The organism is Microbacterium sp., assembly GCF_041909575.1.
Taxonomy (GTDB): Bacteria; Actinomycetota; Actinomycetes; order Actinomycetales; family Microbacteriaceae; genus Microbacterium.
Map to the genome: position 1 here is coordinate 1 of NZ_JAYRDE010000063.1, position 17,120 is coordinate 17,120.

At 71.0% G+C, this 17,120-nt stretch carries 16 protein-coding genes and 1 tRNA gene; 10 read left to right on the forward strand and 7 right to left on the reverse strand.

The genetic code is table 11. The features are described 5' to 3' along the window. Together ACE3O1_RS09915 and glgX are read right to left on the reverse strand one after the other, a co-directional pair. A partial coding sequence (locus tag ACE3O1_RS09915; RefSeq protein WP_374314863.1) for a maltotransferase domain-containing protein occupies positions 1-913 on the reverse strand: 913 nt, incomplete at its 3' end. A 68-nt stretch (positions 914-981) separates the two neighbouring features. Further along, positions 982-3,066, reverse strand: a complete 2,085-nt coding sequence (gene glgX, locus ACE3O1_RS09920; protein ID WP_374314864.1) for a glycogen debranching protein GlgX — start codon at positions 3,064-3,066, stop codon at positions 982-984. Between the two features lie 112 nt (positions 3,067-3,178). Here glgX and ACE3O1_RS09925 point away from each other — a divergent pair, with 112 nt between their 5' ends. The 4 genes from ACE3O1_RS09925 (at position 3,179) to ACE3O1_RS09940 (ending at position 8,465) form a co-directional block, all read left to right on the forward strand. Then, entirely contained in the window at positions 3,179-4,366 is a 1,188-nt protein-coding gene (locus ACE3O1_RS09925; protein WP_374314865.1) for a cysteine desulfurase family protein, read from the forward strand. A gap of 9 nt (positions 4,367-4,375) precedes the next feature. After that, positions 4,376-5,473: a tRNA 2-thiouridine(34) synthase MnmA gene (mnmA, locus tag ACE3O1_RS09930; protein ID WP_374314866.1), complete on the forward strand. Its 1,098-nt coding sequence runs from the start codon at positions 4,376-4,378 to the stop codon at positions 5,471-5,473. A 68-nt stretch (positions 5,474-5,541) separates the two neighbouring features. Continuing rightward, positions 5,542-7,917, forward strand: a complete 2,376-nt coding sequence (gene ligA / locus ACE3O1_RS09935; RefSeq protein WP_374314867.1) for an NAD-dependent DNA ligase LigA — start codon at positions 5,542-5,544, stop codon at positions 7,915-7,917. Positions 7,918-7,970: 53 nt separating this feature from the next. Beyond that, positions 7,971-8,465, forward strand: a complete 495-nt coding sequence (locus ACE3O1_RS09940) for a DUF4262 domain-containing protein (protein WP_374314868.1) — start codon at positions 7,971-7,973, stop codon at positions 8,463-8,465. A 26-nt stretch (positions 8,466-8,491) separates the two neighbouring features. Here ACE3O1_RS09940 and ACE3O1_RS09945 read toward each other — a convergent pair whose 3' ends face one another. After that, positions 8,492-10,192 carry a long-chain-fatty-acid--CoA ligase gene (locus ACE3O1_RS09945; RefSeq protein ID WP_374314869.1) on the reverse strand — a complete coding sequence of 567 codons (1,701 nt, stop codon included), beginning with the start codon at positions 10,190-10,192 and terminating at the stop codon, positions 8,492-8,494. A 78-nt stretch (positions 10,193-10,270) separates the two neighbouring features. Between ACE3O1_RS09945 and gatC the strand changes: the two genes are divergently transcribed. From gatC to ACE3O1_RS09975, 6 genes are read left to right on the forward strand one after another with little or no spacing between them, the layout of a single operon-like run. Next, on the forward strand, positions 10,271-10,570 hold the full coding sequence (gene gatC, locus ACE3O1_RS09950) for an Asp-tRNA(Asn)/Glu-tRNA(Gln) amidotransferase subunit GatC (RefSeq protein WP_374314870.1): 300 nt from the start codon (positions 10,271-10,273) through the stop codon (positions 10,568-10,570). Positions 10,571-10,578: 8 nt separating this feature from the next. Continuing rightward, positions 10,579-12,090, forward strand: a complete 1,512-nt coding sequence (gene gatA, locus ACE3O1_RS09955; RefSeq protein WP_374314871.1) for an Asp-tRNA(Asn)/Glu-tRNA(Gln) amidotransferase subunit GatA — start codon at positions 10,579-10,581, stop codon at positions 12,088-12,090. Continuing rightward, the gene (gene gatB, locus ACE3O1_RS09960) at positions 12,090-13,607 is read left to right on the forward strand and encodes an Asp-tRNA(Asn)/Glu-tRNA(Gln) amidotransferase subunit GatB (protein ID WP_374314872.1); all 1,518 of its coding nucleotides are present in this window, start codon (positions 12,090-12,092) and stop codon (positions 13,605-13,607) included. The genes gatA and gatB overlap by 1 nt, the downstream gene beginning before the upstream one ends. A gap of 54 nt (positions 13,608-13,661) precedes the next feature. Further along, positions 13,662-14,927, forward strand: a complete 1,266-nt coding sequence (gene dinB / locus ACE3O1_RS09965) for a DNA polymerase IV (RefSeq protein WP_374314873.1) — start codon at positions 13,662-13,664, stop codon at positions 14,925-14,927. A 32-nt stretch (positions 14,928-14,959) separates the two neighbouring features. Then, on the forward strand, positions 14,960-15,280 hold the full coding sequence (locus tag ACE3O1_RS09970; RefSeq protein WP_374314874.1) for a hypothetical protein: 321 nt from the start codon (positions 14,960-14,962) through the stop codon (positions 15,278-15,280). Then, positions 15,255-15,848 carry a hypothetical protein gene (locus ACE3O1_RS09975; RefSeq protein ID WP_374314875.1) on the forward strand — a complete coding sequence of 198 codons (594 nt, stop codon included), beginning with the start codon at positions 15,255-15,257 and terminating at the stop codon, positions 15,846-15,848. The genes ACE3O1_RS09970 and ACE3O1_RS09975 overlap by 26 nt, the downstream gene beginning before the upstream one ends. Positions 15,849-15,857: 9 nt before the next feature. Here the strand turns inward: ACE3O1_RS09975 and ACE3O1_RS09980 are convergent, their stop codons facing one another. The 4 genes from ACE3O1_RS09980 to ACE3O1_RS09995 all read right to left on the reverse strand — a co-directional run bounded on the left by ACE3O1_RS09980 (position 15,858) and on the right by ACE3O1_RS09995 (position 17,120). Next, positions 15,858-16,349 (reverse strand): DUF2017 family protein, encoded by a 492-nt coding sequence (locus tag ACE3O1_RS09980; protein WP_374314876.1) that lies wholly within the window; start codon positions 16,347-16,349, stop codon positions 15,858-15,860. Next, positions 16,346-16,654, reverse strand: a complete 309-nt coding sequence (gene clpS / locus ACE3O1_RS09985; RefSeq protein WP_374314877.1) for an ATP-dependent Clp protease adapter ClpS — start codon at positions 16,652-16,654, stop codon at positions 16,346-16,348. The genes ACE3O1_RS09980 and clpS overlap by 4 nt, the downstream gene beginning before the upstream one ends. Then, the gene (locus tag ACE3O1_RS09990) at positions 16,645-16,986 is read right to left on the reverse strand and encodes a metallopeptidase family protein (RefSeq protein ID WP_374314878.1); all 342 of its coding nucleotides are present in this window, start codon (positions 16,984-16,986) and stop codon (positions 16,645-16,647) included. Before ACE3O1_RS09990 ends, clpS begins: the two co-directional genes overlap by 10 nt. Before the next feature lie 69 nt (positions 16,987-17,055). Beyond that, positions 17,056-17,120 (reverse strand) — tRNA-His (locus ACE3O1_RS09995).

Consider the following 17,120-nt stretch of genomic DNA (forward strand, 5'->3'; position numbering starts at 1 on the left):
TGCCGTACGGCGAGCCGGGGTCGCCCGGCTCGGCGGTCAGCGTGTTGTTGCGGCCCTTGCGGTTGGTCGTGCCGATCGGGTGGACGGGCGGGATGTACAGCACGTCGAATCCCATGTCCCGCACCGCCGGCATGCGGTTGCGGGCTGTGCGCAGATTGCCGGGCTTCACGCGTCCGTCCTTGAACCGCCTGGCACCCTCCGAGCGCGGGAAGAACTCGTACCATGAGCCCACGCCCGCCCGCTCGCGCTCGACGAGGAGCTCCAGCAGCGGCCCCTGGGACGCGATCGACATGACCGGGCGCAGCGCGAAGAACCGCGAGATCGCCGGATCGCGCACGATGGCGAGCGCGCCCTCGACCCCGACGTGCGGGTCCCGCAGCGCGGCGGCGGCGCCCGCGAGCGTCTTGCGCTGTGCGGGCGGCCGGTCCGTCTCCGCCCGGGCGGCGTCGAACAGCAGCGCGCCGAGCTCCCGCATGAGCTCGACGTCGACCCCCGCCTCGATCTTGACGTCCGCGGCGTGCTGCCAGGTGAGGAAGTCGTCGCCGAAAGCCTCGAAGCGGAACGTCCACAGGCCGTTCTCGAGCGGGGCGACCATCGTCGTCCAGCGGTCCAATCCGTTCTCGAGCGGCGTCACCCGATGCAGCGACTCATCGCCGGAGGGGGAGTGCAGCCGCAGGTGCACGCCGATCCGGTCGTGCCCCTCGCGGAATGCCGTCACGCTGAACGGGACTGCTTCGCCGTTGAACGCCTTGGGCCGGTACGGCTCGCCGGGGATGGCGGGCGACGGCTTGGTGAGGGGGATCCGGCCGGTCGCCGTGGGGAACGGAGACGCGTGCTCGCGAGCGGGACGGAGGGGGAGCGCGGAGGCGCTCCGCCACGGACGGTCGGAGGTCGGACGCTGGGTCGATGCCACGAATCGAACCTACCGGCCGCACCCATCGGTCGATAGGAGCTTGCGCGGCGCGCGGCGCGGCGCCAAGATCACTCCGCCCGGAACAGGTGCATCGAGGTGCCCGGCACCGCGACCGTGTCGCCCGGCTCGCGCGCCGGACCCGTCTGCCCGGGGGCCTCGTCGACGCTCGACCAGAGCGGGACGTAGCTGCGCACGCCGTCGATCACGGGCAGCGTGACCTCGGTCGGGTGCTCGGTGCCGTGGACGATGAGCAGGATGCGGTTGAACTCCTCGTGCTCGGGAGTGGATGCCGCGACGTACTGCAGCGTGCGGTGGGACGGATTGGTCCATCGGTCGATCGACATCGTCTCGCCGTGCTCGTCGTACCACTCCATGACGGACGCCGACGGAGTGTGCACGTCGAGCCGCGCGAACCGGATCGGTCGCAGCGCGGGGTTCTCCCTCCGCATGCGCAGCAGGTGCTGCACATGGGCGAACAGGTCCCGCTGCCACGGCGCGTGCTCCCAGGAGAGCCACGTGAGCGGCGAGTCGTGGCAGTAGGCGTTGTTGTTGCCGCGCTGCGTGCGGGCGAACTCGTCGCCCGCGGTGAGCATCGGCACGCCGGCCGACAGGAGCAGCGTGCCCAGCAGGTTGCGCATGGCACGGCGGCGCACCGCCAGGATCCCCTCGTCGTCGGTGGGGCCTTCCGCGCCGTGGTTGAACGAGCGGTTGGTGTCGGCTCCGTCGCGGTTGTGCTCCCCGTTGCCCAGGTTGTGCTTCACGTCGTACGAGACGAGGTCGCGCAGCGTGAAGCCGTCATGGGCCGTGACGAAGTTGATGCTCGCCAGGGGTCCGCGTTCGGCGGAGAACGTGTTGGACGATCCGGCGAGTCGTGTCGCGAATCCGCCGATGCCCACCGGCGCCGTCGAAGCCCGGCGCGCGTAGTCCACGTCGCTCAGCCAGAAGTTGCGCACCCGATCGCGGTACCTGTCGTTCCATTCGCTCCAGCCGTTGCCGAAGTTCCCCGTCTGCCAGCCGCCCATGCCGACGTCCCACGGCTCGGAGATCTTCTTGACGTCTGCGAGCGCGGGATCGTCGATGATCGCGCGCAGCAGCGGATGCTCCGGCGTGAAGTGGTGCGCGGAGTCGCGGCCGAGCGTCGCGGCGAGATCGAACCGGAAGCCGTCGACCTGGACGTCTCGCGCCCAGTACCTCAGCGAATCGAGGATCAGCCGGGACGCGGCATCCGTCGACGTGTCCACCGCGTTGCCGCAGCCCGTGACGTCGATGTACTCGCCGTTGTCGTGCTGACGGTAGTACGCGCGGTTGTCGATTCCGCGCAGGCTGGAGCGGGGCCCGCCGATGCCCTCCTCGGCGGTGTGGTTGTAGACCACATCCAGGATCACCTCGAGTCCAGCCTCGTGCAGGAGGCGGACCATGCCCTTGAACTCGCGCAGGACCGCCTCAGGCCCCTCCCGGCGCGCCTGCTCCGTCGCGTAGGCCGCGTGCGGGGTGAAGAAGTTGAGCGAGTTGTAGCCCCAGTAGTTCGCGAGCCCGTGCTGGAGGAGGCGCGGCTCCGTCGCGAACGCATGGACCGGCAGCAGCTCGATGCTCGTGATCCCCAGCGCCAGGAAGTGCTCGACCATCGCGGGGTGCGCCAGGCCCGCGTACGTGCCGTGGAGCGCGGGCGGCACGCCGGGATGGCGCTTCGACATGCCTTTGACGTGACCCTCGTAGAGCACGGTGCGATCGAGCGGGATCCCCGGCTTGCCCACCCCGCCCCAGTCGAAGGACCCCTCGACGACCACCGAGCGCCAGTCGTCGTAGCCGCCACGCGCGAGTCCGCGGGAGTACGGCTCGACGAGCATCGTGCCGCGATTGAACGTGTTGCCGGGCCCGTGCGGGCCGTCGACGCGCACGGCATAGCGGGTTCCCGGCCGCAGGAGCGCCGTGGTCACCTCCCACACGCCGCCGCCCACCGGCTTCAGGGGCACGGTGTCGACGGCCCAGTCGAGGTCGACGTCGTCGAACACGACGAGCTCCATCTCATCCGCCGATCCCGACCACACGCGCAGGGTGGCCTGACCGTCTCCGAGCGTCACTCCGAGGCGATCGAGATCGGCGCTGTGCAGTCCCGACGCAAGCGTCAGGGCGGCGGACTCGAGACTGGGCATGCGCTCTAGAGTAGTAAGGGCGTGAGTCGAGGACGTTACGGGACCGGGTTCCCGCGTCCGCGAGACCCGGGCGCAGGGCGCGGGCCGCCGCGCCGCAGCCGGAGGAGACGCGATGCAGGTCTATCTCGACCACGCTGCCACGACTCCGCTGCGACCGGAGGCGCGGGCCGCCTGGCTCGAGGCATCCGAGGCGAGCGGCACCGCCTCGACGATCCCCGGCTGCGGACAAGCCGCGCGCCGCCCCCCCGAAGAGGCGCGCGAGCGACTCGCGGCCGTCCTCGACTGCGACCCGATCGAGGTCGTCTTCACCTCCGGAGGGACCGAGTCGGTCAACCTCGCGCTCAAGGGGCTCTGGTGGTCGCGTTCGACGGGGACGGATGCCGTGGTCCTGCCCGACGGCGAGCACCACGCGACGCTCGACGCGATCGAGTGGCTGCGGACGTCGGAGTCCGCGACAGTGCGGCCCGTGCCTCTTACCGTGCGGGGAGCGATCGACCCCACTGCGTTCGCCGCACGGCTTCCGGGGGCGGCGCTGGCCACCGCGCTCGTGGCGAACAACGAGGTGGGGACGATCAACGACGCAGCCGGCCTCGCCGCAGCGGCCCTCACCGCGGCGGTGCCGCTGCACCTGGATGCCGTGGCCGCGTTCGGCCACGTCCCGGTGCGGTTCCGCCGGTGGCGAGGGGACGGAAGCTCCCGTACCGGCCTGATCGCCCTGAGCGTGTCGGCGCACAAGATCGGCGGCCCCGTCGGCGTCGGCGCCCTCGTCGTGTCTCGCCACGCCCGCCTGTCGCCCTTGCTCCACGGCGGCGGACAGCAGCGCGGCCTCCGTGCCGGAACGCAGGACGTCGCGGGCGCGAGCGCGTTCGCCGTCGCGGCGGACCTCGCCGAGGGTGAGCGCGAGGCGGAGGCTCGACGTCTCTCGGCGCTGCGCGACGAGCTGGTGCGCGGCATCCTCTCCTCCGTGCCGTCGGCGCAGCTGCTCGGCGATCCCTCGGACCGGATCCCCGGCAACGTCCACGTGCTCTTCCCCGGGGCGATGGGGGAGTCGCTGCTGTTCCTGCTCGACCAGTCGGGCATCGCGGTGTCGACAGGGTCTGCCTGCCAGGCCGGCATCCCCGAGCCTTCGCACGTCGTGCAGGCGATGGGGAGGACGGATGCCGAGGCCCGCCAGGTGCTGCGGCTCACCCTCGGGCGGACCTCGGAGGCGAGCGATGTTCAGGCGGTGCTCGCGGTCCTCCCCGCCCTCGTCGAGCGGGCGCGCGCGGCGTCCGGGTCCCGGTCAGGCGCGGGTTCGTAGACTGGACCCATGCGGATCCTTGCGGCCATGAGCGGTGGCGTCGATTCCGCCGTCGCGGCCGCACGGGCCGTGGAGGCGGGCCACGACGTCGTCGGCGTGCACCTTGCCCTGTCGCGGGCGGGCGGCACGCTGCGCACCGGCAGCCGCGGATGCTGCACGATCGAGGACGCGATGGACGCGCGGCGCGCAGCCGACCGGCTGGGCATCCCGTTCTACGTATGGGACTTCTCCGAGCGCTTCCGAGACGACGTCATCGACGACTTCGTCGCGGAGTACCGCGCCGGACGCACGCCGAATCCGTGCATGCGCTGCAACGAGAAGATCAAGTTCGCCGCACTCCTCGAGCGCGCGCTCGAACTGGGATTCGACGCGGTGTGCACCGGCCACTACGCCACGCTCGTAGAGTCCCCGGACGGTCTCGAGCTGCACCGGGCATCGGATGCCGCCAAGGATCAGTCCTACGTCCTCGGCGTGCTGACCGCGCAGCAGCTCGCCCACACCTACTTCCCGCTCGGCTCGACGCCGTCCAAGGCGATCGTCCGGGCTGAGGCCGAGGCCCGCGGGCTGTCGGTGGCGCAGAAGCCCGACAGTCACGACATCTGCTTCATCCCGGACGGGGACACGCGCGGCTGGCTCGCCGACAGGGTGGGCGCCGCGACGGGGGACGTCGTCGATCGCTCCGGCGCCGTCGTGGGCACGCACGAAGGCGCGCACGCCTTCACCGTCGGGCAGCGGCGCGGGCTGTCGCTGGGCGTTCCCGCCCCGGACGGGAAGCCGCGCTTCGTCCTTGAGGTCCGCCCGGTCTCCAACACGGTCGTCGTCGGGCCGAAGGAGGCCCTCGCCACGGCGGAGATCGCCGGCGAGCGCTATTCCTGGGCCGGGCGTCCGCAGTCCGAGGGCGACTTCGACTGCCACGTGCAGATCCGTGCGCACGCCGATCCGGTGCCCGCGCGCGCGGCCCTGGCCGGGGGCGTTGTGACGGTGATCCCCGAGCTGCCGTTCGACGGCGTGGCGCCCGGCCAGACGGCCGTGCTCTACGACGGAACCCGGGTCATCGGCCAGTTCACCATCGACCGCACGGTGTCGGCCGTCCCGGTCGACGCGTAGAGCGGATGCCGCAGCCCGGCCACGACCGGAGGCTCCGAGGTGTCGGAGGCGGCTCCTAGACTGGCGAGGTGACGGATGACGACGCCCTCGACACGCCCGCCTCGCAACACCGCGACGACGCGGCCCTCCCGTCCGATCCGGGCCTCGAGGCGTCCCGCGCCGAGGCGCAGGAGCTGACGGAGCGCATCCTCAACGCGCGCGACGCGTACTACGGCCGCAACGCCGAGATCGTCGACGACGCGACGTACGACGCATGGATGCACCGGCTCGAGGAGCTCGAGCGGCTCCACCCCGAACTGCAGGGCCAGGACTCGCCGACGCAGACGGTCGGTGCCGCCGAGAGCTCGATGTTCGCGCCGGTCGAGCACGCCGAGCGCATGCTCAGCCTCGACAACGTGTTCAGCCTCGAGGAGCTGCGCGAGTGGTGCCTCAAGGCAGAGGCCGGCGCCGGGCGCCGGGTGCGCTGGCTGACCGAGCTCAAGATCGACGGGCTCGCGATCAGCCTCCGTTACGAGCGCGGCGTCCTCACCTCCGCCGCCACGCGCGGCGACGGGCGCACCGGCGAAGACGTGACGGTCAACGCCGTGCGGGTCGCGGGCATCCCGCAGCGCCTGGCCGGCACGGGGCATCCCGATCTCGTCGAGGTGCGCGGCGAGGTATTCATCCCCGTCGCCGCGTTCGCGCAGCTGAACGCGCTGCAGGCCGACATGCGCGACCGTGCCGTGGCGGAATCGCGGGCGCGCGCACGCGCGTTCGACGAAGACAAGGCGCGTCTGAGCGCCGAACGGCGCTTCCCGTCGTTCGCGAACCCGCGCAACGCCGCGTCGGGCGGCCTGCGCCAGCAGCTCGACAAGAAGGACGGACTCGAGCGCGAAGCGGGGCAGGCGCGGCTCGACTCGCTGAGGCTCTTCGTCCACGGGATCGGCGCGTGGAACCGGCCGCCGGTCGACTCCCAGAGCGAGACGTACGAGCTGCTCGCCGAGTGGGGGCTTCCGACGAGCCCGTACTACCGCACGGCCGACGACATCGAGGGAGTGCTCGACTTCGTCGCGCATTACGGCGAGCACCGCCACGACGTCGAGCACGAGATCGACGGCGTCGTGGTCAAGGTCGACGAGCTCGCGCTCCACGCCGAGCTCGGCGCCACCAGCCGCGCCCCACGCTGGGCGATCGCCTACAAGTACCCTCCGGAGCAGGTCAACACCACGCTGCTCGACATCGTGGTCTCCGTCGGCCGCACCGGCCGGGCGACGCCGTTCGCGGTCATGGCCCCCGCACGCGTGGCCGGGTCGGTCGTGCGCCAGGCGACCCTGCACAACCAGGACGTCGTCCGCGCGAAGGGCGTCCTCATCGGCGACACGGTCGTGCTCCGCAAGGCCGGCGATGTGATCCCGGAGGTCCTGGGGCCGGTGGTCGAGCTCCGCGACGGCACCGAACGCGAGTTCGTGATGCCGGCGGACTGCCCCGAGTGCGGCTCACCGCTCGCACCCGCCAAAGAGGGCGACATCGATCTGCGGTGCCCGAACACGCGCGCCTGTCCGGCGCAGGTGCGCGGAAGGGTGGAGCACATCGGCTCCCGCGGGGCGCTCGACATCGAGGCGCTCGGCGAGGTGACGGCTGCCGCCCTCACGCAGCCCTCCGTGCCCGACGTGCCGCCCCTCGAGACCGAGGCCGGCCTGTTCGAGCTCACTCTCGAGGAGCTCGTGCCGATCGAGGTCGTCGTGCGTGATGCCGAGACCGGCGAGCCGCGCGTCGACGAGAAGACCGGCGAGCCGGTGCGCCGCGCGCCGTTCCGGCGCAACCCGAGCGCGGCCGAGAAGAAGGCGGGGATCACCGACCTGCAGCCGTCGGCGCAGGCGCTCACCCTGATCGACCAGCTCGAGCGGGCCAAGACGAAGGACCTGTGGCGGTTCCTGGTAGCGCTGAACATCCGGCACGTCGGTCCGGTCGCGGCACGCGCCCTCGCGCAGTGGTTCGGCTCGGTCGAGGCGATCCGCGCCGCCACGCGCGATGAGCTCGCCGGCGTCGAAGGCGTCGGCGGGATCATCGCGGACTCGCTGACCGACTGGTTCGAGGTGGATTGGCATCGCGAGATCGTCGACCGATGGGCGGCCGCCGGTGCGCGCCTCGCCACGCCCGGTCACCCCGGACCGGGTGCCGCGGTCGTCGAAGGGGGAGTGCTGGACGGCCTCACCGTCGTGGCGACGGGCAGTCTCGACGGGTACACGCGCGAAGGAGCACAGGAGGCGATCATCCGCGCCGGCGGCAAGGCGGGGTCGAGCGTCTCGAAGAAGACCGACTTCGTGGCGGCGGGTCCGGGCGCGGGCTCCAAGCTCGCGAAGGCCGAAGAGCTCGGGGTGCGCATCCTCGATGCGGCCCAGTTCCACCTCCTGGTCACGGAGGGGCCGGCGGCTATCGACGCCCTTTCCCCGGATGCCGGGTGAGAGTGTCGTAGGTATGTTCTAATCCCGGAATCCCTCGACGAACGGACTCCGAGATGACAATGATCCCCGACCCCGCCACCATCGCCTGGCTCGATCAGCAGGACAAGCGCACGGCGCAGACGATCCGCCGTCACGGCACGAGCATCGAGTACGTGGTGGGCGACATGCGACGACGCCAGACGCCGTTCGCGTACACGATCGGCCTGTTCGGCATGGGGCACCCCGAGCTCCTGGTGTTCGGGCTCGATGCGCGCACGACGGGACTCCTGCTCAACGACGTGGCGGACCGGGTGCGCGCGGGACGCGACATCGTGCCCGGCGAGCTTCTCGAGTTCGGTGGCTGGGGTCACCGCGTGACCGTCGAGGCGGTGCCCAATCCCGGCGACATCGCCTTCGCGGCGAATCGGTACTACCAGCGGCCCGACGAGGTGTCGGTCGAACTCCTGCAGCTCACCTACGACGACCGCGAGGGCCGCTTCCCGTGGGAGGACGGCTACGAGACGGCGGTGTGGATTCAGCCCCGACCGGGCGAGTTCACGGCGTGGTGACGGCGCGGTCGGCGCGGGTGGCGCTCTCAGTCCCCGGAGTTCAGCGCGATCAGCCGGTCGCGCACCTGCCGGCGCAGCACCTTGCCGATGAGCGACTTCGGCAGCTCGTCGACCACGAAGATGCGGCGCGGCACCTTGTAAGGGGTCAGGATGCCGCGCACCGACGCGCGGATCTCCTCGACGTCGATGTCCGCGCCGGGCGTGACCACGACGGCGGCGACGACCTCTTCGCCCGAGTGCTCGCTCGCAAGTCCGACGACGGCGGCGTCCTCCACGCGCGGATGCTGCCGCAGGGCGTTCTCCACCTCGGTGGGCGCGACATTGAAGCCGCCGGTGATGATGAGCTCCTTGATGCGGTCCACGATCCGCACGAAGCCGGCATCGTCGATCGTGACGATGTCACCGGTGCGGAACCAGCCGTCCGCGAAGACCGCTTCGGTCTCCTCGGGCTTGCCGTAATAGCCGCCGAACACCTGCGGACCGCGCACGACGAGCTCTCCCCGCTCGCCTCGCGGCACGTCCTGGGTGGGATCGTCGGGGTCGACGACGCGGCACTCGGTGCCAGGGAGCGGCAGGCCGACCGTGCCCGGGACGCGGTTCGCAGCGACGGGGTTCGCCATGAGCACCGGCGAGCATTCGCTCAGGCCGTATCCTTCGACGAGGTAGCCGCCCGACGCCGCTTCGAACGGCACCACGAGTTCGTGCGGGAGCGCCATCGCACCCGAGATCGCCACCTGGGTGCCGGCGAGCGACACCCCCTTCTCCTTCGCCGCCTTGAGCAGGCGGTCTGCGATCGGGGGGACCAGCGGCAGGAAGGTCGCCGGGTGCTTCTTGGTCACCTCGAGCACCATGTCGGGATCGAATCTCGGGAACAGCACCAGCCGCGCGCCCATCGACATCGCGAAGGTGAGGCACAGCGTCAGGCCGTAGGCGTGGAACATCGGGAGCACGGCGTAGACGACGCACCCGTCCCCGCGCACGATCGAGGGCACCCACGACTTCGCCTGCGCGGCGTTCGAGAGCAGGTTGCGGTGGGTCAGCGACGCTCCCTTGGGCGCGCCGGTGGTCCCGCTCGTGTACTGGATGAGCGCGAGGTCGTCGGTCTGCGGCTCGGGGTGGATGGCGGGGAGCGGGTCCGATCCGACGAGTTCGTCCCATGCGATGGCTCCGGTGACCCGTTCGGTCAGCGCCGTCCGGGCCTCGCGCGCCTTCGCGATCGGCAGGCGCAGCGCGAGGCGTGTCGTCCACGGCATCGCGGTCGTGATGTCGACCGAGATCAGCGAGGTGACGGCGAGATCGGCCGGGAACTCCTGGACGGTGCCTGCCACCTTCGACCAGACGATGGCGTGCTTCGCGCCGTGGTCCTCGAACTGCTTCCTCAGCTCCCGCGGCGTGTAGAGCGGATTGTGCTCGACCACCACGGCGCCGAGCCGCAGGATCGCATAGAACGCCACGATGTGCTGCGGGCAGTTCGGCAGCACGATCGCGACAGGGTCGCCCGCACGTACCCCCTGCGCGCGAAGACCTGCGGCCGCGCGCTGGATCTGCTCGTGGAGGGAGCGATACGACGTCGTGCGTCCGAAGAACTGCAGGGCCGGGGCATCCGGATAGTCGCGGGCAGACGCCTCGACGATGTCGACGAGTGAGCCCGTGACCGGTTCGAGATCCTCGGGCACCCCCTCGGCGTAGCTGGCGATCCACGGGCGAGGCGGGTCATACGTCGTCACGGCGCCCAGCCTACGCCCGCGGCTGTTCTGCCCGACCAGCCCGCAGGAGGCCTGCCGCGATCCGAATAGACTGTGGGGGTGTCTGAAATCACCCCCGATCTCGTGCGCCATCTCGGTGTGCTCGCCCGGATCCAGCTGAGCGACGAGGAGGTCGACCGCCTCACCGGCCAGCTCGACGTCATCGTCGACAACATCGCGAAGGTGTCCGAGGTCGCGACCCCCGACGTCGTCGCGACGAGCCACCCCATCGCGATGCAGAACGTCTTCCGTCCCGATGTGGTGAGCGGACAGCTGACGCCCGCGCAGGTGCTTCAGAACGCCCCGGATGCCGCGGACGGCCGATTCCGCGTGACGGCGATCCTCGGCGAAGAGCAGTAAGGACCCTCGTGACCGATCTGACGAAGCTGAGCGCCGCCGCGCTCGCAGACAAGCTCGCCTCGCGCGAGGTCTCCAGCGTCGAGGCCACGCAGGCGCACCTCGACCGGATCGCCGCCGTCGACGGCGACGTCCACGCCTTCCTCCACGTCAGCGACCGCGCACTCGAGGTCGCGGGCGACATCGACCGCCGTCGCGCGGCGGGGGAGCAGCTCGGCCCCGTGGCCGGCGTTCCTCTCGCCATCAAGGACGTGCTCGTCACCACCGACATGCCCTCCACCAGCGGGTCCAAGATCCTCGAGGGCTACATGTCGCCGTACGACGCCACCGTCGTCGCACGGTCGCGGGCCGCTGGGCTCGTGCCACTCGGCAAGACGAACATGGACGAGTTCGCGATGGGCTCGTCGACGGAGCACTCGGCGTACGGCCCGACGCGCAACCCGTGGGACCTCGACCGGATCCCGGGCGGCTCGGGCGGAGGCTCGGCCGCCGCCGTCGCGGCCTTCGAGGCGCCGCTCGCTCTCGGCTCCGACACGGGCGGGTCGATCCGGCAGCCGGCGCACGTCACCGGCACGGTGGGCCTCAAGCCCACGTACGGCGGCGTCAGCCGATACGGCGCGATCGCCCTGGCATCGAGCCTCGACCAGGTCGGGCCCGTCTCGCGCACCGTGCTGGACGCGGCGCTCCTCCACGACGTCATCGGCGGCCACGACCCGCACGACGCGACGTCCCTGTCCGACGCCTGGCCGTCGTTCGCCGACGCGGCGCGCGAGGGGGCACGCGGCGACGTGCTCCGAGGGCTGAAGGTCGGCGTGATCGCCGAGCTGCCCGACGCGGGCTTCCAACCCGGCGTATCCGCATCCTTCCGCTCGGCCCTGGCCGCGATGGAGGCGCAGGGCGCCGAGATCGTCGAGATCAGCGCACCGCACTTCGAGTACGGCGTCGCCGCCTACTACCTGATCCTGCCGGCCGAGGCATCCAGCAACCTCGCGAAGTTCGACTCGGTCCGCTTCGGCCTCCGCGTCGACGTGCCGGGCGGCACCGTCGAGGACGTCATGGCCGCCACGCGTGACCGTGGCTTCGGCGACGAGGTGAAGCGGCGCATCATCCTCGGCACCTACGCGCTCTCCGCGGGGTACTACGACGCCTACTACGGCTCGGCGCAGAAGGTGCGCACGCTCATCCAGCGCGACTTCGACGAGGCGTTCACCCAGGTCGACGTGATCGCGACGCCGTCGGCTCCGACGACCGCGTTCCGGCTCGGCGAGAAGATCGACGACCCCATGCAGATGTACCTCAACGACGTCACGACGATCCCCGCCAACCTCGCGGGAGTCCCGGGCATCTCGATTCCGTCCGGCCTCGCGGACGAGGACGGCCTGCCGGTCGGCATCCAGTTCCTCGCCCCCGCGCGCGAGGACGCGCGTCTCTACCGGGTGGGCGCGGCTCTCGAAGCCGTGCTGACCGACTCGTGGGGCGGGTCGCTGCTCGACCGCGCCCCGATCCTCGGAGGAGCACGCTGATGGCCAGGGATGCGCTGATGGATTTCGACAAGGCTCTCGAGCTGTTCGAGCCCGTGCTCGGCTTCGAGGTGCACGTCGAGCTCAACACGAAGACGAAGATGTTCTCCGGCGCCGCGAACCCCGCGCATGCCGACAACCACGGGGCCGAGCCCAACACGCTGGTGGCACCGGTGGACTTGGGCCTGCCGGGCTCGCTGCCGACCGTGAACGCGGAGGCCGTGAAGTACTCGATCAGCCTGGGCCTCGCACTCGGGTGCTCGATCGCGCCGTCGAGCCGGTTCGCGCGGAAGAACTACTTCTACCCCGACCTGGGCAAGAATTACCAGATCTCGCAGTACGACGAGCCGATCGCCTTCGAGGGTCAGGTCGACGTCGAGCTGGCCGACGGCTCGGTGGTGACCGTGCCGATCGAGCGTGCGCACATGGAAGAGGATGCCGGCAAGCTGACCCACGTCGGCGGCTCGACCGGACGTATCCAGGGTGCCGAGTACTCGCTGGTGGACTACAACCGCGCGGGAGTCCCGCTGGTCGAGATCGTCACGAAGCCGATCTTCGGCGCCGAGCACCGCGCGCCCGAGATCGCGAAGGCGTACGTCCAGACCATCCGCGACATCGTGCTCTCCCTGGGGATCTCCGAGGCGCGCATGGAGCGCGGCAACCTCCGCTGCGACGCGAACGTGTCGCTCCGCCCCCGTGGGCAGGAGAAGCTCGGCACGCGCACCGAGACGAAGAACGTCAACTCGATGCGCTCCGTCGAGCGCGCGGTGCGGTACGAGATCCAGCGCCAGGCGGCGATCCTCGCCGCCGGGGGCACGATCATCCAGGAGACCCGCCACTGGCACGAAGACACCGGCACCACCTCGCCGGGTCGACCGAAGTCCGACGCCGACGACTACCGCTACTTCCCCGAGCCCGACCTCCTTCCGGTCGCGCCGGCGCCCGCGCTGATCGAGGAGCTGCGCGCCGCGCTGCCCGAGCCGCCCGCGGCTCGCCGTCGCCGGCTGAAGACCGACTGGGGCTTCACCGATCTCGAGTTCCAGGATGTCGCCAACGGGGGCCTGCTCGCCGAGGTCGAAGCCACCGTCGCCGCGGGCGCCTCACCTGCCGCCGCGCGCAAGTGGTGGACGGGCGAGCTCACCCGCATCGCGAACGCCGAGGGGCGCGAGGCATCCGATCTGGCGACGCCGGCGGATGTCGCGGCGCTGCAGTCCCTCATCGACGCGGGGACCCTTACCGACAAACTCGCCCGGCAGGTGCTCGAGGGCGTCGTCGCGGGCGAGGGCACCCCGCAGGAGGTCGTTGACGCTCGCGGACTCGCTGTCGTCTCCGACGACGGGGCGCTCATCGCGGCGATCGACGAGGCGCTGGCCGCGCAGCCGGACGTGCTCGCGAAGATCCGAGACGGCAAGGTCCAGGCCGCCGGCGCCGTGATCGGAGCGGTCATGAAGGCGATGAGGGGCCAAGCCGACGCGGCACGGGTGCGCGAGCTGGTACTGGAGCGCGCGGCGGCGTCCTGAGACACGGCACGGCGTCGGAGCTGCGGCGTCGGTGGCCCGCGGGAGAATCGACGCATGGGACGCGGTGACGGCACCGGGCGGCTCGTCTCGCCCGAGGGTGCGGACGATACCGGCGCCGGCATCCTCCACGTCGACATGGACGCGTTCTACGCGTCCGTCGAGCAGCTCGACAACCCATCGCTGGTCGGCAAGGCGATCATCGTCGGCGCGCCCGACGGCCGGTCCGTGGTCTCGAGCGCGTCGTATGAGGCTCGCCGATTCGGTGTGCGGTCGGCGATGCCCGTGGCACAGGCGCTGCGCCTGTGCCCGACTGCGATCGTCGTGGTGCCGCACTTCGACCGCTACCTCGAACTCTCTGCACGCGTGATGCGCATCTTCCGCGATGTGACGCCCCTGGTCGAGCCTCTCTCGATCGACGAGGCCTTCCTGGACGTGCGCGGTGTGCGGCGGCTGTGGGGGAGCCCCGGCACGATCGCACGGGCTCTGCGCGCCCGGGTGCGGGACGAGACGGGGCTCACGTGCAGCATCGGCGTCGCCGCCACCAAGCACGTCGCGAAGATGGCGTCGACGATCAGCAAGCCCGACGGGCTCCTTATCGTGGCCGCCGCCGACACCGACGCGTTCCTTGCGCCGCGTTCGGTGCGCGCGCTCTGGGGCGTGGGGCCCAAGGCGGCCGAATCCCTCGAGTCGCGAGGCATCCGCACGGTGGCCGATGTGCTCGAGACCCCCGCCGCGGTCCTCGATCGGGCACTGGGACCGGCGATGGGTGCCCGCGTGTGGCACCTGGCACGAGGCATCGACGCGCGGGAGGTCGACACCGCCCGCGTCGAGAAGAGCGTCGGCCACGAAGAGACCTTCGATGATGACATCTCCGATCCGATGATCCTGCGCTCCGAGCTGCGACGCCTGGCCGACAGAGTCGGGGCGCGTCTTCGCTCGGGCGGCTGGGAGGCGGCGACGATCGCCATCAAGGTGCGGTTCGCGGACTTCACCACGATCTCGCGGTCGCAGACGCTGGCCGAGCCGACGGCTGTCGGCCAGCGGATCGGGGATGCCGCGCTCGACCTCTTCGACGCGGTCGACCGGCCTCTGCCGATCCGGCTGATCGGCGTGCGCGCAGAGAAGCTCCGGTCCGCCGGCTCGGCTCCGCTCGCCCTCTGGGATGACGACGAGGAGTGGCGGAGGGTCGAGGACGCGCTCGACGGCGCGGCGGCGCGCTTCGGCCGCGGTGCCGTCACCCGTGCGACCCTTCTCGGCAAGGCGCGCGGCGGAGGCACGCTGCCGTCGAGCCCTCCGGCTCCGAAGCTCGATCAGGGCTGACACCGACCCGCCGCGACGGGTACCGTGGTCGCATGCCCAACATCGCACTCGAGCTCGGTCAGCAGTCCGCCTCCTTCGGCGTCAAGAGCGCCTACGGCGAGCAGCAGGACGTCGACGGCATCCGGCTCATCCCGGTGGCGCTCACGTGGTCGGGCTTCGGCGGCGGGTCAGACGAAGCGGGCAACGGCGGCGGCGGGGGCGGCGGCTGGTCGATTCCGCTCGGCGCGTACATCCGCCGGGGCGACGATCTGCGATTCGAGCCGAACCTCGTGTCCGTGATCGCCGTCGCGATCCCATTCGTGTTCTTCGCCGGTCGCGCGCTCAGCCGTGTCATCCGCGCCCTCAAGAAGTAGCGTCGACCCGGTCGCCCGCGCACTCCAGGTCGCGACGTCGCGCATCGTCGACGCGGTCCGAGGCGTGGCTGCGGCCAATCCGGTGGTGCTCATCGACGGTCGCAGCGGTGCCGGGAAGACTTCCCTCGCGAAGGCTCTCGTGACCGCCTGGCCGGTGAGCGGAAGGGTGCAGCTGGTCGCGCTCGACTCGCTCTATCCCGGCTGGGACGGCCTGGATGACGGCGTCGCCCTCGCCCGCGAGCAGATCCTGGTGCCGCACGCACGGGGCCTCATCGGCATCTGGCAGCGCTGGGACTGGGAGGTCGGGGCTCCCGCCGAGGCGCACGCGGTCGACCCGTCGCTTCCGCTCGTGGTCGAGGGATCCGGCATCCTCACGCCCGACACGTCCCGCCTCGGGGACGTGCGCGTGTGGCTCGAGTCGCCTGCGGCATCGCGGCGTGACCGGGCGCTGCACCGCGACGGCGACGCCTACCGCCCGCACTGGGAGCGCTGGGCGCGTCAGGAATCGCGCCACGTGACCCGCGACGAGCCGGCACGGCTGGCGAGTCTCGTATTCGAGGTGCCGTGAGAGCCGTCGTCAGCGTATGCCGTCGACGACCTTGACGAGGCCGTCCAGCCGGTACCCCAGCCAGTCGTAGATGCCGAACCGGGGATCATCCGCGTCGTGGTCGTCGGTGTCGGTGATTCCGAGCCGCGTGGCCAGGACGAGCCTGATGGCGGCGAGCGTGCGCAGCCACGCGGCCGTCGCCTCCTGGTCCAGCTGCACGGCCACGACCTCGAGCAGCGCCGGGTCGTCGGGATCGTCGGGAATATCGGATGCCTCGGCCAGCGTCGCGATCACGGTCGCAGCGTCGTCGCGACGGCGGTCCAGCAGGTCCGCCTCGGTGAGGTCGCGGAACTCCCGGGCCGCTTCGGCATCCGCGTACGCATCGGGGGCCAGTCGCCCGATCGCGGGATCGCCCTGCGACGTCTCGGCGCCGTCCACGAGCTCCGCGAACTGGCCGACCAGGCCCGAGAGGTGTGCGGCTTCGAGCCTGGTGAGCTCCAGCACGATGATCTGCCCGGTCATGCCGGCGCCTGCCGGACAGTCGCCCACAGTCCGTAGTCGTGCATGGCGCGCGCATGGAGTTCCATCTGCTCTCTCGCCCCTTCCGCCACGACCGCGTGGCCCTCGTTGTGGACCGCGAGCATGAGGCGCTCGGCGTCGGGCCGGGGGAGTCCGAAGTACTCGCGGAACACGTGCGCGACGTAGCTCATCAGGTTCACCGGATCGTCCCACACGATCGTCTGCCACGGCCTCGCGGGTGCGTCCTCGGTTCCGGTGCCGAGTTCGATGTCGACGTCGGGCGCGGCGAGCGGGCTCATCAGGCCCACCCCAGCTCGTGCAGCCGGTCGTCATCGATTCCGTAGAAATGCGCGATCTCGTGCACCAGGGTGGTGTGGAGCTCGTCGCGCAGCTCGTCGTCCGTCTCGCACAGGGCGAGGTGCGGCTCGCGGTAGAGGATGATGCAATCGGGCAATTCACCGACGCCGTAGCGATCGCGCTCGGTGAGCGCCCAGCCGTCGTAGAGACCGAGGAGGTCGAGACTTCCGTCTTCGGGGCGGTCCTCGACGACGAACACGACGTTGTCCAGACCCTCGACCATGTCGTCGGGAAGGAGGTCGAGTTCATCGATCACGAGCTGCTCGAAGGTGGCGGCATCCATCTCCATCATGATGCCTCGCTCACGAGCGCTGCGGGGCCGCTCGCCGAAGCGGCGGTGCCTGACTTGGGGTGAGTAACGGGACTTGAACCCGCGGCCCCCTGGACCACAACCAGGTGCTCTACCAACTGAGCTAA